The organism is uncultured Campylobacter sp. (genome assembly GCF_938017615.1).
In the GTDB taxonomy this organism is placed as follows: domain Bacteria; phylum Campylobacterota; class Campylobacteria; order Campylobacterales; family Campylobacteraceae; genus Campylobacter_B.
The window spans coordinates 1-13,884 of record NZ_CALIJA010000154.1; the positions used below are offsets into that span (position 1 = coordinate 1).

Annotated in this window: 17 protein-coding genes; 6 read left to right on the forward strand and 11 right to left on the reverse strand. The window is 46.5% G+C overall.

Going from position 1 to position 13,884, the window contains the following annotated elements; genetic code table 11:
* The coding region (locus Q0620_RS07865; protein ID WP_298784297.1) for a hypothetical protein at positions 1-477 on the forward strand (477 nt) is incomplete at its 5' end.
* 134 nt (positions 478-611) lie between these two features.
* Here the strand turns inward: Q0620_RS07865 and Q0620_RS07870 are convergent.
* The 5 genes from Q0620_RS07870 to Q0620_RS07890 all read right to left on the reverse strand — a co-directional run bounded on the left by Q0620_RS07870 (position 612) and on the right by Q0620_RS07890 (position 3,369).
* Positions 612-1,049 (reverse strand): hypothetical protein, encoded by a 438-nt coding sequence (locus Q0620_RS07870; RefSeq protein WP_297881919.1) that lies wholly within the window; start codon positions 1,047-1,049, stop codon positions 612-614.
* A 10-nt stretch (positions 1,050-1,059) separates the two neighbouring features.
* Positions 1,060-1,395: a type II secretion system protein gene (locus Q0620_RS07875; protein WP_297963280.1), complete on the reverse strand. Its 336-nt coding sequence runs from the start codon at positions 1,393-1,395 to the stop codon at positions 1,060-1,062.
* A gap of 21 nt (positions 1,396-1,416) precedes the next feature.
* Entirely contained in the window at positions 1,417-2,514 is a 1,098-nt protein-coding gene (prfB, locus tag Q0620_RS07880; RefSeq protein WP_298052546.1) for a peptide chain release factor 2, read from the reverse strand.
* Positions 2,515-2,573: 59 nt separating this feature from the next.
* On the reverse strand, positions 2,574-2,810 hold the full coding sequence (locus Q0620_RS07885) for a hypothetical protein (protein WP_298784299.1): 237 nt from the start codon (positions 2,808-2,810) through the stop codon (positions 2,574-2,576).
* A gap of 259 nt (positions 2,811-3,069) precedes the next feature.
* Entirely contained in the window at positions 3,070-3,369 is a 300-nt protein-coding gene (locus Q0620_RS07890; RefSeq protein ID WP_298784301.1) for a DUF883 domain-containing protein, read from the reverse strand.
* A gap of 164 nt (positions 3,370-3,533) precedes the next feature.
* Here Q0620_RS07890 and panC point away from each other — a divergent pair, with 164 nt between their 5' ends.
* Genes panC through Q0620_RS07910 form a run of 4 tightly spaced genes read left to right on the forward strand, consistent with a single transcriptional unit; the run spans position 3,534 to position 7,513 of the window.
* Positions 3,534-4,355: a pantoate--beta-alanine ligase gene (panC, locus tag Q0620_RS07895; RefSeq protein ID WP_298784303.1), complete on the forward strand. Its 822-nt coding sequence runs from the start codon at positions 3,534-3,536 to the stop codon at positions 4,353-4,355.
* 1 nt (position 4,356) lies between these two features.
* Positions 4,357-5,862 (forward strand): radical SAM protein, encoded by a 1,506-nt coding sequence (locus Q0620_RS07900; protein ID WP_298784305.1) that lies wholly within the window; start codon positions 4,357-4,359, stop codon positions 5,860-5,862.
* A complete protein-coding gene (gene tilS, locus Q0620_RS07905) occupies positions 5,859-6,860 on the forward strand; it encodes a tRNA lysidine(34) synthetase TilS (RefSeq protein ID WP_298784306.1) in 1,002 nt (333 codons plus the stop codon). Before Q0620_RS07900 ends, tilS begins: the two co-directional genes overlap by 4 nt.
* Positions 6,857-7,513 carry a metallophosphoesterase gene (locus tag Q0620_RS07910; protein WP_298784307.1) on the forward strand — a complete coding sequence of 219 codons (657 nt, stop codon included), beginning with the start codon at positions 6,857-6,859 and terminating at the stop codon, positions 7,511-7,513. The genes tilS and Q0620_RS07910 overlap by 4 nt, the downstream gene beginning before the upstream one ends.
* A gap of 226 nt (positions 7,514-7,739) precedes the next feature.
* Here the strand turns inward: Q0620_RS07910 and Q0620_RS07915 are convergent, their stop codons facing one another.
* The 4 genes from Q0620_RS07915 to Q0620_RS07930 are packed head-to-tail and all read right to left on the reverse strand — an operon-like array spanning position 7,740 to position 10,710.
* Positions 7,740-8,495, reverse strand: coding sequence for a hypothetical protein (locus Q0620_RS07915; RefSeq protein WP_298784308.1), 756 nt, complete (start codon positions 8,493-8,495; stop codon positions 7,740-7,742).
* Positions 8,496-8,541: 46 nt separating this feature from the next.
* Positions 8,542-9,195 (reverse strand): lysophospholipid acyltransferase family protein, encoded by a 654-nt coding sequence (locus tag Q0620_RS07920; protein WP_298784310.1) that lies wholly within the window; start codon positions 9,193-9,195, stop codon positions 8,542-8,544.
* Positions 9,176-10,471 carry a tRNA (N6-isopentenyl adenosine(37)-C2)-methylthiotransferase MiaB gene (gene miaB, locus Q0620_RS07925; protein ID WP_298784312.1) on the reverse strand — a complete coding sequence of 432 codons (1,296 nt, stop codon included), beginning with the start codon at positions 10,469-10,471 and terminating at the stop codon, positions 9,176-9,178. The genes Q0620_RS07920 and miaB overlap by 20 nt, the downstream gene beginning before the upstream one ends.
* Positions 10,468-10,710 (reverse strand): HP0268 family nuclease, encoded by a 243-nt coding sequence (locus tag Q0620_RS07930; RefSeq protein WP_005870077.1) that lies wholly within the window; start codon positions 10,708-10,710, stop codon positions 10,468-10,470. The genes miaB and Q0620_RS07930 overlap by 4 nt, the downstream gene beginning before the upstream one ends.
* A gap of 157 nt (positions 10,711-10,867) precedes the next feature.
* Here Q0620_RS07930 and nusA point away from each other — a divergent pair, with 157 nt between their 5' ends.
* A complete protein-coding gene (gene nusA / locus Q0620_RS07935; RefSeq protein WP_177388296.1) occupies positions 10,868-11,995 on the forward strand; it encodes a transcription termination factor NusA in 1,128 nt (375 codons plus the stop codon).
* Positions 11,996-12,383: 388 nt separating this feature from the next.
* Here nusA and Q0620_RS07940 read toward each other — a convergent pair whose 3' ends face one another.
* Both Q0620_RS07940 and Q0620_RS07945 read right to left on the reverse strand, forming a co-directional pair.
* A complete protein-coding gene (locus Q0620_RS07940; RefSeq protein ID WP_298784316.1) occupies positions 12,384-12,995 on the reverse strand; it encodes a YiiX/YebB-like N1pC/P60 family cysteine hydrolase in 612 nt (203 codons plus the stop codon).
* Complete coding sequence (locus Q0620_RS07945; RefSeq protein ID WP_298784318.1) at positions 12,977-13,360, reverse strand: DUF4878 domain-containing protein; 384 nt, start codon at positions 13,358-13,360, stop codon at positions 12,977-12,979. The genes Q0620_RS07940 and Q0620_RS07945 overlap by 19 nt, the downstream gene beginning before the upstream one ends.
* Between the last annotated feature and the right edge of the window lie 524 nt (positions 13,361-13,884).

The following is a 13,884-nucleotide window of genomic DNA, read 5'->3' on the forward strand; positions in this document are numbered from 1 at the left end:
TCGACTACAATTAAGTCGATTTTATATTACAATAAAAATAAGATTCGTAAAACGTTCGAGATAAATACAATCGGTGCTATGGCTTTAAGCTTTGATTGGAGATGGAGCTGGAAGCAAAAAATACCTATTTATATAAAGGTCTTTCTTGTTCTTTGGTTTTTGCTCGGCTGCTATACGACGGGAGAGCCGATCAATGGCGTGGCGATAATTTTTACTTTTTGCTTTTCCATTTTAACTACCAAAGCCTATATGCATCTACTTAACGGTAGCCTCGGCTTTTTCGGTCTTCACGATCAGCTTGTGCTTTATAAGGAAAACGCCGAGGTCGAGATACTAAATATCTTGATGGCAGATAAAGAGGAGTATCTGCAGCTGAGAGATTATTTTATGCAGACGATGCAAAAAGATATAAGCAACCTGCAACGCACGATGTCGATTTTTAATGAAAAGATAGAATTTAGAAAATTTAAATTTTAAAGGCGTATGTTATGGAAGCAAATTGAGAAGGCAAGGAAGATTTTAGCCATTGCGGTTAGATAATAGAATTTCACCCAACAAATTCCATCCCGCGATACGGCGGAATGGAATTTTAAAATTTAAATTTAAAAGCACTAGCCGTTATATCCTAAGCGGCGCATATTTGCGCACGCGTCCTTGTAGCCGTAATAGCACGAGATGCGGTATAGATCAATGGCGTTGAATTTATTTTGCTCCACGCCTTCACCTTTTTCAAACATAGCTGCGAGCTTCTGGCAAGCAGGGAAGTTTTGAGAGAGCGTGCATGCGGCGTTGTAGGCATTGGCGGCGGAAGCATAGTCGCGCTTGGAATACATAGAATCCGCAAAATTTAGACACATTGCGCCATTGCCGTTTTTGCACGCATCGCTTTGCACGACGCCGCCTTGTAGGTTCATCGCACGGATACCGTCTTGAACGTCGGCAAAGGAATATTTGCCGCTCTTTGGCGCATCGACTGCGCTCTTTGGTGCGTTGCTAACGCAGCCTGCCAAAAATACTCCAGCGGCGATCAAAGCTAGAATTTTTTTCATATTTTGCTCCTTAATTTTTTGAAATTTGGCGACCTAAAATGTAATAGGTCTCTTTGCCCGCGACTTTTTGTAGCTTGAGCTTAAATTTTTCCGACCAAGCGCTGATGATATCCTCAACAGCGGTCTTGCGCTCTTCATTCGTAGCGTCGTTTTTAATCTTAAAATACGGGTTTGAATTCGACATAGCCACGTGCGCACCGTAAATTTTAAGCTTATCGTTCAGCCCCACGATGCGATCGAGCTCATTATCCTCAAAATCACACTTCGATAAAATTCCTCGCAGCTGCGCGACCGTCGCGTCGTTTACGCTATATCCTAGCGCTAGCAAAATTCCATCTTCACTCATTCTCATCCTTTCGAAAAAAATTTATTTGTTCGCTTGTGAAATCAAAACGCCTTCGATTATGCTTTTTATATCGCCGTCTAAGATCGCGTCGGTCTGGCTATACGCCTCGCCGCTGCGGTTGTCCTTGACCTGCTGATACGGGAAAAGTACGTAGGAACGGATCTGATGCCCCCAGCCTATCTCGCTTTTAGGCACGTTTTCGTCCTTTTCGCGCTGTTTCATCAGCTCAAGCTCGTAAAGGCGCGACTTTAGCACCTTCATCGCCGTTTCTTTGTTTTTGTGCTGGCTTCTATCATTTTGGCAGTTTACTACGATACCCGTTGGGATGTGCGTGATACGCACGGCGCTTTCAGTTTTATTGATATGCTGCCCGCCTGCGCCGCTTGCGCGAAACACATCGACACGAATATCCTTCTCTTCGATATTTATCTCGATATCATCATTTAGCTCGGGGCTTACCATCACGCTCGAAAAGCTCGTATGTCTGCGCCCTGCACTATCGAATGGGCTTACGCGCACCAGGCGATGGATACCGTTTTCGGCTTTCAGATATCCGTAGGCGTTCTCGCCGCGCACGATGAAGCTAACGTCCTTAAGACCCGCTTCCTCGCCCTCTTGAAAGTCCAAAACCTCGATCTTAAAGCCCTCTCGCTCGCAAAAGCGCAGATACATGCGGTATAGCATACTCGCCCAGTCGTTGCTCTCCGTACCGCCCGCGCCCGGATGAATGCTGACAATAGCGTTTTTATCGTCGTTTTCGCCGCTAAGCATCATAGAAATTTCTAAATTTATGATCTTGTCCTCTAGCTCGTCCGCTTCGGCAAAAAGCGAGTTTATCGTCTCTTCGTCGTTTTCCGAGTTTGCCAGCTCATATAGAGCTTTTGCGTCGTCTACGGCATTCTTGGCGTTTAGAAATTTATTTAAGATATTTGAAATTTTAGTTTTTTCCTTGCCGATGGCGCCTGCTTTTGCGACGTCCTGCCAGAGATTTTGATCGTTTTCAAGCTCCTCGATCTCTTTTAGGCGCGCTTTAATATTCTCCGGTTTTACGACGCCAGCGATATTTTCGACTTTAGTATTTAGGGTTTTTAAAAGTTCCGTGTATTCGTAATTATCCAAAATTTAAGACCTTTTTTATGCTTTTGGCGTGATTATAACATATTTTGGATTAAGGTTGTTTATAAAATTTTATTTAAGGCGGGCATTATGAAGCATTTGTCTATTAGGGATATCAAAACCTGCTTGATATTTCCGCGATTAATTAGTTTAAGCTCCGTCGAGAGATCGGGCAAAGGGTCGTTCAGTAGCAGTTTTAGCTTTGCTTCTTCTAGCTTCAACTTTTTACAATCGGCTTTTTTGTCTTCAAGCATAGACACCACTAGTTTTAGCTTTTCTTTTGTCATTTCGCTTTGCACGAAAGTACCTTATACACGATAATGGAACATAAAAAAGCCGCAATGGAGCAGGCAAAATACGCCCAAATTTCTCCGATAGTTTTTTCAAGAAGCGCGTGCAGCCCTAGCAAAAAGAAAACTAAGCCTATAATGCAAATCACGCCCGTAATTATGTTTAGTAAAACCGAGTTGGCGCTCTTTAAAAAAGAGCGCCTGATATCGCTAGCTTGAGCGTCTACGAGCTCTACTACCGAAACTATAAATTCAGATATGCCGGCCATTATTTTTTCAGCAACCAAGCGAGCAAAAATCCGACACTTGCAGCGATAGCGACGCTTTTTATCGGATCTTGTTTTATCGTGTCATTTACACTTTCTATGCCGTCTTTGCCTTTAAGCCTTAGATCATCTATATATTTTTTGATCTCATTGCTATTTAGCTGATCTAGAATTTTATCTTTGGCAGACTCTGCACGCTCTGCGCCTATATTTTTGATGGACTTCATAATCTCTTTAAAATCCGCTTTCAAAGAGTCGATATCCTTTTTCAAAGAATCTAAATTTATCTCTTGAGTAGCCATTTTCGCTCCTTTTGAAGTTTGTTTTAGAGCTAAAGCTCGTGGTAGATTTTAGTACTTATTGATTAACGCTCGCTAAATAGACCGCCCTTTCGCGCTTAATTTATACCTTTAATATTTTTTGATATAATTGCCAGCCTAATATTTTATATTGAAAAGAGAGAACAATGCAGATCATTAGAAGCGTAGAGGAGCTAAAAAGCTTCAGAGCATCAGCAAGCGGCAGCGTGGGCTTCGTGCCTACTATGGGCGCTTTGCACGCGGGGCATGCAAGCCTCATAAAAAGAGCGCGGAACGAAAACGACATCGTAATCGTCTCTGCATTCCTCAATCCGGCACAGTTTTTGCCCGGTGAGGATCTAAATAGCTACCCAAAAAACGAAGCGGGCGATATTAAAATTTGTGAAAGCCTCGATGTGAACGCGCTTTTTATCCCGACCGCGGATGAAATTTACGGCACGGAGGAGCCAGCAATCATAGCACCTAAGCCAATAAGTGAAATTTTAGAAGGCAAAACGCGCCCTGGGCACTTCGACGGCGTACTTAAGGTGCTAAATAAGCTTTTTAATCTAACTCGTCCTAGCAACGTTTATATGGGCAAAAAGGACACCCAGCAGCTTTTCATCGTGCAGAAGATGGTAAAGAGCTTTTTTATGCCTATAAATATCATCCCTTGTGAGATCGTGCGCGAGAGCGACGGCTTGGCGCTTAGCTCGCGCAACGCCTATTTGGACGAGGAGGGCAAGCTTATGGCGCTTAAGCTTTCGCGCTCCTTGCTAAATGCCAGCTCGCTTATTAAAAAAGGCGAGATCAGCCTAAACATCGTCCGCGAAAAGATGCTTAGCGTGCTTGAGCCGCTGGCGGTCGATTACATAGCGTTCGTGGATTATAAATTTAATGAAATTTCGCAGATCAAGCAAGGCGATACGATAATCCTGCTTGCCGCAAAGGTTGGCACAACCCGCCTGATCGATAATATCTGGCTGTAAAATGGCAAAACTCCATCTCGTTTCTCTAGGCTGCAATAAAAATTTAGTCGATAGCGAGATCATGCTTGGGCGCTTGCAAAACTATGAGCTCACGCCCGATGTGACCTCTGCCGACGTCATCATCGTAAATACCTGCGGTTTCATCGCAAGCGCCAAACAGGAGAGTATCCGCACGATTTTGAAGCTTAGCGAGCAGAAAAAAAGCGGCGCGCTGCTGGTCGTCACGGGCTGTCTGATGCAGCGCTACAAGGATGAGCTCATGCGCGAGCTGCCCGAGGTCGATATTTTTAGCGGCGTCGGCGACTACGACAAGATCGACGAAATGATCTTAAAAAAGCAAAAAAATTTATTCAGCCCCGACACCTACCTGCAAGCAAGCGAAGAGCGCGTGATAACGGGCTCTAACTACCACGCCTACATCAAAATTTCAGAGGGCTGTAATCAAAAATGCTCTTTCTGCGCCATTCCGGGCTTCAAAGGTCGCCTAAAAAGCCGCAGCATCGACGACATCGAAGCAGAGGTGCGTGACTTGGTAGTGCGCGGATTTTACGATTTTAGCTTTATCGCGCAGGATTCCAGCAGCTTCGGTCGCGATCTAAGACGCAGTAACAAGGGCGGATCAAATTTTAAAGGCTCCGAAGGCGAGTTAAATTTTGCGGGCTTTCGCGACGGGCAGAATTCTGACGGCTCACGCGGCAGCGCGGGAGATAAAATTTCCGCTCAAAGTAGACTCTCCTGCGGTAAGGGCTCTAGCAGCGAAAGCGCGGACGACGAAAGAGTCCACGAGCAGGATATAGATCTAGTCGCGTTGATAAAACGCATCGAAAAAATAAAGGGCGTCAAGGTCGCGCGCGTGCTGTATCTCTACCCCACCAGCACCGACGAGCGACTCATCCGCACGATCGTGGGCTCACCCGTTTTCGCGAATTACTTCGACATGCCGATTCAGCACATAAACGACAAAATGCTAAGCCTGATGAAGCGTGGCGCTGGCGCGGCGCGGATCAAAGAGCTTTTAAGCTTAATGCGTGCAGCGCCTAATTCATTTCTGCGCACGGGCGTCATCGTCGGACACCCAGGCGAAACAGACGTAGAATTTGACGAGCTTTGCGCATTTTTGCAGGAGTTTAAATTTGATAGAATTTCAGCTTTTGCCTACAGCAAGGAGGAGGATACGGCGAGCTTTGCGATGCCGCAGATCTCCGCACGGACAATTAGTCGCCGTCTGAATAAAATCGAAAAAATCACGCGCGAAGCGATAGATAGCAGCATGCACGCGCTCGTAGGCAAAAAGATGCCCCTAATAATCGAAGGCGCCAGCAGCGAGGGCGAGTTTTTTTACGGCGCCAAGCCTCTTACGTGGGACAAGGACATCGACGGCGAAATTTTAATCAACGAAAGCTACGTGCAAAATCTAAAAGCAGGCGGTCTATACGAGTGCGAAATCACGGAATTTGCGGGCGATAGACTGCTTGCGCGAGTGCTAAAAAGCTCGCAAGGACAATGAAAAACTCGCCCGAAATTCCAAGCAAAATTCTAGCCTTGCTGCGGGCTGGCAAAAATCTGCTTGCATTTTCACACGGCATCGATAGTACAGCACTTTTTTACATTCTGGACGAGGCGGGTGTGAAATTTGACCTTGCGATCGTGGACTACAACGTCCGCGCGCAGAGCAAGGACGAGATCGCCTCGGCACGAGATCTGGCGGCTAAATTTAACAAACAAATCTACGTAAAAAGCGTGCGTCTTGGCGAGTCAAATTTCGAGCACGAGGCGCGTGCGGCCAGATACGATTTTTTCGCCGAGATTTGCCGCGAGCGGGGCTATGAAAATTTGATCTTAGCGCATCAGTTTGACGATAAATTCGAGTGGTTTTTGATGCAGCTGGGGCGCGGCGCGGGGCTTAGCGAGCTACTTGGCATGCAGGAGCTTGAGATTCGCGAGGACTACGTGATCGCTCGACCGCTTCTAGGCGTACGAAAGTGCGAGCTGGAGCGGTTTTTAAAGGGGCGAAACCTAAAATACTTCACCGACGAGACAAATTTAATAGACCGATTTAAACGCGGTTTTATTCGCGCTAAATTTAGCGAGCCGTTTTTGGATGAGTACTTTAACGGCGTGAAAAAAAGCTTTGAGTTTTTGGCAGCCGATGCGTTAAATTTAACCCCTGAAATTTCTAATCCTGCGCCAAAAATTTATCTCATAAAACGTGGCGCAAATGAGCTTCGCGGCGTGGACCAGGCGTGCAAGCGGCTAAGGCTCGTGCTAAGCTCCGCGCAGCGAAACGAATGCGCTCGCTGCCTGGAAAAAGGCTCGGACTGCGTGCTTGGCGGCAAGGTAGCCGTAGGTGCGGGAGAAAAATTTATCCTTATAACGCCATACATCAAAACATCGATGGAAAAGAAATTTAAAGAAGCGTGTAGGAAACTTGCCATCCCGCCGATAAACCGCGGATTTTTATTTTCCGCGGGCGCGGATTTTGCACTATTTGAGGAACTTTTATGAGCGTTTATTTTACCTCCGATCTGCACTTCGGCCACGAGCTGGTGCTTAAAAAATATCCCAATTTTAGAAAAGGTGCAAACGTAGCCGAAATGGACGAAAATCTCATCACCGCTTGGAATGCGCTCGTAACGCCCGAGGATCTCGTCTATAATCTTGGCGATGTGTCCTTTCACAAGGATGTTGCGCACACTTGCGAGTTACTTCGCAGACTAAACGGGCGACATTTTTTGGTGCTCGGCAACCACGACGGGCGCATCGCCGCGATGAAAAACGAACTGCTAAGCGGACGCAAGGCGGACGGTAATTTTATGTTTGAGCAGATAGTGGGATATGCCTTTGTGCGCCTATCGCATAAGAGAGCGGCTCTGTCTCACTACCCGATGATTGAGTGGGCAAACTGCCATTATGGCGCGCTGATGCTCTACGGTCACCTGCACGCAGATATGGCTGAAGTTTCGGGCAGGGCGCTAAACGTAGGTTTTGATCTGCACGGCAAAATTTTAAGCGAGGACGAGGTGTGGTCGTACCTCAAGGACATCCCGCCCAAGGCGCATCACGCAAGCGAGCTAGAGGGCATTAGCGAGAACGACGATGTGGAGCAAAGGCGGATTCTGATAGAAAATTTTTTACGTAAAATTAATCAGAGTTCGTAAAAAATAAAATTTGCGGTGCAAGACGGCTCTTTGCGGCAAATGAGCTTAAATTTAAAATCGAGCTGATTTGAATATGAATGATTTTATCTAGCCAAAATCCATTATGTAACGCGAGATAAAATTTAATAAAATGCGGCGCAAACAGGCAACTAAATCGTATCAAGCAAGCGCAATTGCAAAGATAAAATTTTAAAATTCTGCCTAGGTGCGGAGCAAAAAATTTGATCTAGCGGGCTTCTAGCATCACGATTTTGTTGATGTAATCGGCGAAATTTAGATTTATCAAATTTGTTTTGATGAAGATGCGCGTAAAAATCACATAACCGATCTCATTACTAAGCGTGCCGTCTGAGTAGATGAAAACATTAGTGAGAAACTCGCTATTTTCGGATTTATAGAAGGTCTCGATCTGAAAATTTAAAAGCTCGTAAAATAGCTCGTCAGTATCGCTCATCGCTGCCTGCATCTCCTCATCGATACGCATTATGTCGGCATAGAGTACGCGCTCTTGGTTGGCGACGACGAAACATGCGCGGTTATTAAATTTCAGTGCGAACATCGCCATGTTTTCAAAATCGCTTTGATTTTTTAGCAAGAAGTATAAAATTTTAAATAAACTAGCGTGCGAGCTAAATTCTATTCCAAAAGTCTCATCCGCCGCCTGTGCACTTGCACGAGGAAATTCCACTATGAAGCTATCATCGACTTTTTGATAAATACTATTTTCTTTAATCATATAATCTTCGTTAAAATGCACCCTTTGATTTTCGTCGTCTATCAGCACGCAAGAGATTAAATTTTTATCACTCAGATCTGCAAAGCCCGCTAGCGAGGTAGCCAGATCATTTTCTTGCGCGATGGGAAAACGATCGGATTTCTCATCCAAAATTCTTTTGCCAAAGCCCAATTTTCTATAAAAAAACTCGCATGCGTCGGCACTTTTAGCGACGCCGAGGAATGATTTTGCTTTAAATAGTGCCATTTTTTCTCCTAAAATTGCAATTATATCGAAACACTATTATTTCAAACTAAAATTTAACGTCCTGCTCGGCGCTTGCAAAAAGCAGTTGCCTGATCGCCTCTTTACCCGCATCGAGGCTAAGCCCAGTTAAATTTAACGGCGCGCTGAGGCTGTAATTTATGCGCGAAAACGGCTTTGGCAAGACCATCTGGTCCCAGCTGCGAAATTTCCAAAAACTGCTTGCTTCGTAATTTAGCGCGTAGATATCTAAGCTTAGCCGCTGCGCAAGGATCACGGCGCCGTCGGCGACGCTGTGAAGTGGGCCGCGCGGACCGTCGGGAGTGATGATGACGTCGGTGCCGTTTTTTATCTCTTTGATCGCACCCATAAGTGCGCGCGCGCCGCCCTTGAAGCTACTGCCGCGGATCGCGCCGATGCCGAAATGCGAGATCACACGCGTAATTATCTCGCCGTCTTTGTGATCCGAGATGATGACCTTGGCGCGCCTTTTGCTGTCGAAATCCCGCAACCACCAGCGCCTATAAGCAAAGCTCATCATAGCTAATCTTCCGTGCCAAAACACGACGACGCAGGGCTTTTCGGGCAGCTTCGCGGGGGTAAATTTAACCCTGCATGTTAAAAAAATACACCAAATCAGGATAAAAATGAGATATTCGGCGATGCGGAAAAACAGCCGCTTTTTAAGCGATAACTTTTCCATAAAGCGCCATTCTGGCGGTCTTTTCGACACGTACTCTGCGCGTTTTGCCTAACAGCTCCTCGCCGCCTTGCGTGCAGATTAGAAAATTTGAAAAGCTTCTACCGCACGCAGTGCCGCCCTCTCGCAGCTCCTCAAAATACACGTCGAAAATTTTATCTTTTTGCGCTCCTGCGATCTCGTCTAAAATTTTAGCGTGAGCGCTTTGCAGCCTGCTTAGCCTTTCGCTTGAAATTTCATCATCCAGCGGCTTTAAATTTGCCGCTGGCGTGAGCGGTCTAGGGCTAAATTTAAAGGAAAAAATCTGCTCAAATCTCACCGCTTCCAATACTTCCATCGTCTCGGCAAAATCCTCCTCACTCTCGCTCGGATAGCCCACGATGATGTCGGTGCTAATCGCCACGCCCGGGCAGCTTTGGCGTAGCTTAAGCGCGCGGTCTAGATACCACTGCTTGGTATATCCGCGCTTCATATCGCGCAAAACCTTATTCGAGCCGCTTTGCAGCGGCATATGCATCGATTTGCAAATTTTAGGATTATTGCAAAAAACGTCTAAAAATTTATCATCCATATGCAGCGGATGCGGGCTTGTAAAGCGGATGCGCTTGATGCCTTCTATCTCGCTAAGCCGCACGAGCAGATCGCTGAAGTCGATTTTTTCGTGCGCGTTAGAAAAGCGCTTGCCGTAATTGTTGACGTTTTGTCCGAGCAAAAATATCTCTTTGGCGCCGCGAGCGGCGGATCTTTCGGCTTCGTGCAAGATGATTTGAGCGGGGATCGAAATTTCATCGCCTCTAGTCTGCGGCACGATGCAGTAGGAGCACTTTTTGTCGCAGCCGATCATTATGTTTATGAAGGATTTATATGGCGAACTCGCAAAATCTCCGAAGGCAAACTCGCTCTCGTCGTAGTTTATGTCCGTGCTGATAAATTTAGGCGTACGTACGGCTTGCGAAATTTTAGATACGTTTCTGGCGCCGAGTACGAAATCCACAAAGGGCGCGCGCTTAAAAATTTCTCCGCCCAGATGGCTTGCGGTGCAGCCGCAAACGCCGATTTTGGAGCCCTTTTTTCGCGCCTTATCAAAAGCTCCGATTTCGCTAAAAAGCTTATGCACGGGCTTTTCACGCACGGAGCAGGTGTTTATTAAGATCAGATCCGCAATATTTACGTCATCGGTAATCTCGTAATCTTGCTCTTTCAGCTGCGCGATAATATGCTCGCTATCGCGCACGTTCATCGCGCAACCTAGGGTCTGGATGAAGAGGAGTTTGCTCAAAGGATATGCACCTCGTACATATACTCGTTTTCGTTCAGCCCGTATCGCACTATGCGCTGATACACGCTAAAACCCTTAGTGTCGAAAAAATCCACCAAAGCGGCTAAATCTTTTTGAGAATTTTCTCTATCCAGATAAAATATTTTTTGTCCGCTCTTTTCTACTTGGGCTTGTAAATCCTCGATCTTAACGCTTTTTGGCTTAGAGGCAAGCTCCGTTCTGGCAAGTTTTAGCTGCATGATCTATCCTTTCATTTATGTTTTAAACCCGCGAGTTTAGCGAAATTTAGATAATAATTCGTTTAAATAAAAATAAAGTCAAAATTCCATATAATACCGCACTTCAAAATTTAAAATCCAAATTTAGTAGCACGAAATCAAATCTTAAGGAAAATTTATGGAAAAAATCACCGACATCATCGAGTCGATTGCAAATGAAAAGGGGCTTGAGCCCGCAGACGTGAAAGAGCGCGTCAAAACGGCGTTCATCCAGACCGCAAAAAGACTTTTCGGCGAGGAGTATCTCTACGACAGCGAAGTCGATCCGCAGACCAAGCGCGTCAAGCTTTACCAAAAGGTTCACGTCGTCGCGGATGATGATGAGCGGCTCGGCGATCACAACTTCATCGCGCTGAGCGAAGCCAAAAAAATAGGCGAAAATGCAGAGATCGGCGATGAGCTAAGCTACGAAATAAATATCGAAAACCTCGGTCGCACGGCTTCCGGCGTGCTGGCTAGAGAGCTAAATTTTCATATCCAGCGGCTGCTCGAAGAGAAAATTTTTGAAAATTATAAAAGTAAAGTAGGCACTCTCACCCACGGCACGGTCACCAAGATCGATCACGACGGCACGACCTACGTAGAGATCGAGGATACGAAAGCCTTTATGCCGCTTAAAAACCGCATCAAGGGTGAAAATTTCAAAGTGGGCGACGTGCTGCAAGCCGTCATCAAAAACGTAGCCATCGACAAATCTCACGGCATCAGGCTGGAACTTTCGCGCACCAGCCCAAAATTCCTAGAAGCCCTGCTCGCCGCCGAAGTCCCCGAGATCAAAGACGGCAGCGTCATCATCCAGGCTTGCGCGAGGATTCCGGGCAGGCGAGCCAAGATCGCGCTTAGCGCCGTCTCGCCAAACGTCGATCCGGTAGGCGCTACAGTCGGCAAAGGAGGCGCTCGAATCGACGCGGTGAGTAGATTTTTAAGCAAAAATTTGCAAGACGGAAGCGGCGGCGAGAGCATCGACGCGTTTGAATACTCCGCAAGCCCCGAAATTTTGATCACTCGCGCGATGGCGCCCGCGATCGTAAACTCGGTCAAAATAGCGCAGGACGGCAAGGCGATCGTCTATGTAAACCCCGATCAAAAAAGTAAAGCGATCGGCAAAAACGGCCTAAATATCCGCCTCGCCTCGATGCTGTGCGGCTGCGAGATCGAGCTTATAGAAACCGGCTCCGCGAGCGAGAAAAAGGTCTCCACGGAGGAAGGCCTTAAAAATCTCGAAGCGCTTTTTGGCGAGCTGTAGAGCTCGCGCACTTTGCTTTTTGAAATTTTGTAAGTTGCGCTTTTTATAAAATTCTATACTTTTTGGATTTTATAAATTGTAAATTTCGTGTTTTGAAAATTCTGCAGCAAGGCGGAATTTTGTTTTGCACGTAGAATGCGCAGAATCTGAAGCGAGCGGTAATTTTGCGAATTAGGTAGCTAGCGAAATTTATAAAATTTAATGCCCTGCGGAATTATAATACGAAATTTTGCGGAGTACGGAATTTCAAAATTTAAAGTCAAAGCGAAATTTTAACCGAAATTTTACGGCACGGAATTTTAAGATCAAATTTTATTCATGCGCTCGAATTGATGCGATATTTTAAATTTACACAGCGCGCAAAATTCCAGCCCAAGCTAGGTCGTGCCTACCGCTCGTATAAAATTTCAACGCCGCCGTAATGCCAAAACGCCTTCGGCGCGAGGTATTCGCCGCCTAGGACGGCTAAGTTGAGTTTGAAATACTGCGGCGAAAATTCCGTTATTTTTGAAATTTCCTGCTCAAGCAGCGTCGTGCAGTAGAGGTTCGCTTCGCCGCGAGGTCTTAGCGTAAAGTCTTCGCCGACGCGCCTAAGTAAAGAAGCGGCCAGGCGCACCTTTTGCTCCTCGCTTAAAAAATTTATCCGCGCCGCGCCGAAGTCTCGCGCATGCGCCAAAAACTCCCGCATCGAAACGACCGCGACGCCGTCTCGCTCGCCCTCGCCCGTTACGGCGTGCACTATCACGAGCGGGCGTTCCCGCACGATCATGCCTACGTGCGAGTATTTAAAATTCGTTGCGGTTGCGATTATGCGGCTGTCGGTGACGTCGCCCATGCGAAAGACGAGATCGCCCGTGCGTAGATTTGATAAAATTTCATCCGGCACCCACAGCGGCTCTTTTGCCGTAGGCGCGCGCGTGAGCGTCCAAAGCTCGCCGAGCCCGCCTAGAGCGAAGATCAGGCAGACGAGAAGCTTTTTGGCTAAAGCGCGACCTTCCATTTGCCGTCTTTTTTGACGAGCTTAACGCTCTCGGTGCGGTTCGTGCCGTTTTTAAAAGACGCAGCGACTTTCACTAGCGCCGATTTCTCGTGGCTATTTTGCAGCTCGCCCGAGACGCCTTTTAGCCCGTCGCGCTTGGAGGCCTCCTCCTTGCCGGCACCCGCCATTTGCATCAGTTTGCCGTTTATCATCTGCATAGAGCCGTCGTCCGATCTGTCCTTGTCGGGTATGTCTATAGCATCCACCAAAGTCTTAGAATCGCCCTCGTATAGGGCTCTGATGAAGTCCTCGGCTACGCCTTTCGGGTCGCTGCCGCAGCCCGCTAAAACGAATATCGCAATGAGCGCGAGTAGAAATTTTTTCATAAGCTCTCCTCGTAGAAATTTTGAGATTTTATATACAAACGATAAATATTTTTTAAATTCAGATCTTTCTGCTCGGGGGAATTTATATCGCGTTTGGATTTGCGAAGGCGTATTCGGTCGTGCTTTTGCTGAATTAAAATAGAATTTTGCATTCGAAGGGAAACTCGTCTTGCCTTGGTAAAATTTTATCTTGCCAAAGCGAAATTTTACCATGCTATCTGTGCACTGTGTCTTGCGGCACACCACTCAAACGGCGCCCAAACTCATTCGGTAGCGCGCGAGGCGAGCTTTGCTTGTCGGAACTAAAATTTAATTGTATTTTGCGACTAAAATTTTAAAATTTAAATGCCACCTTCGTAGGATTGCTCGCTTGCGATTTAGCTTTTTGCTGCGACGCTCGCGAAATTATAAGGAAATTTTACCTAAATAGGGCTATAATTCAGCAATTTTTCTAAAGGAAAATCATGGAAACTTGGGCGGTTTGGGCACTCGCATCAGCACTCTTTGCGGCGCTGACTGCGATA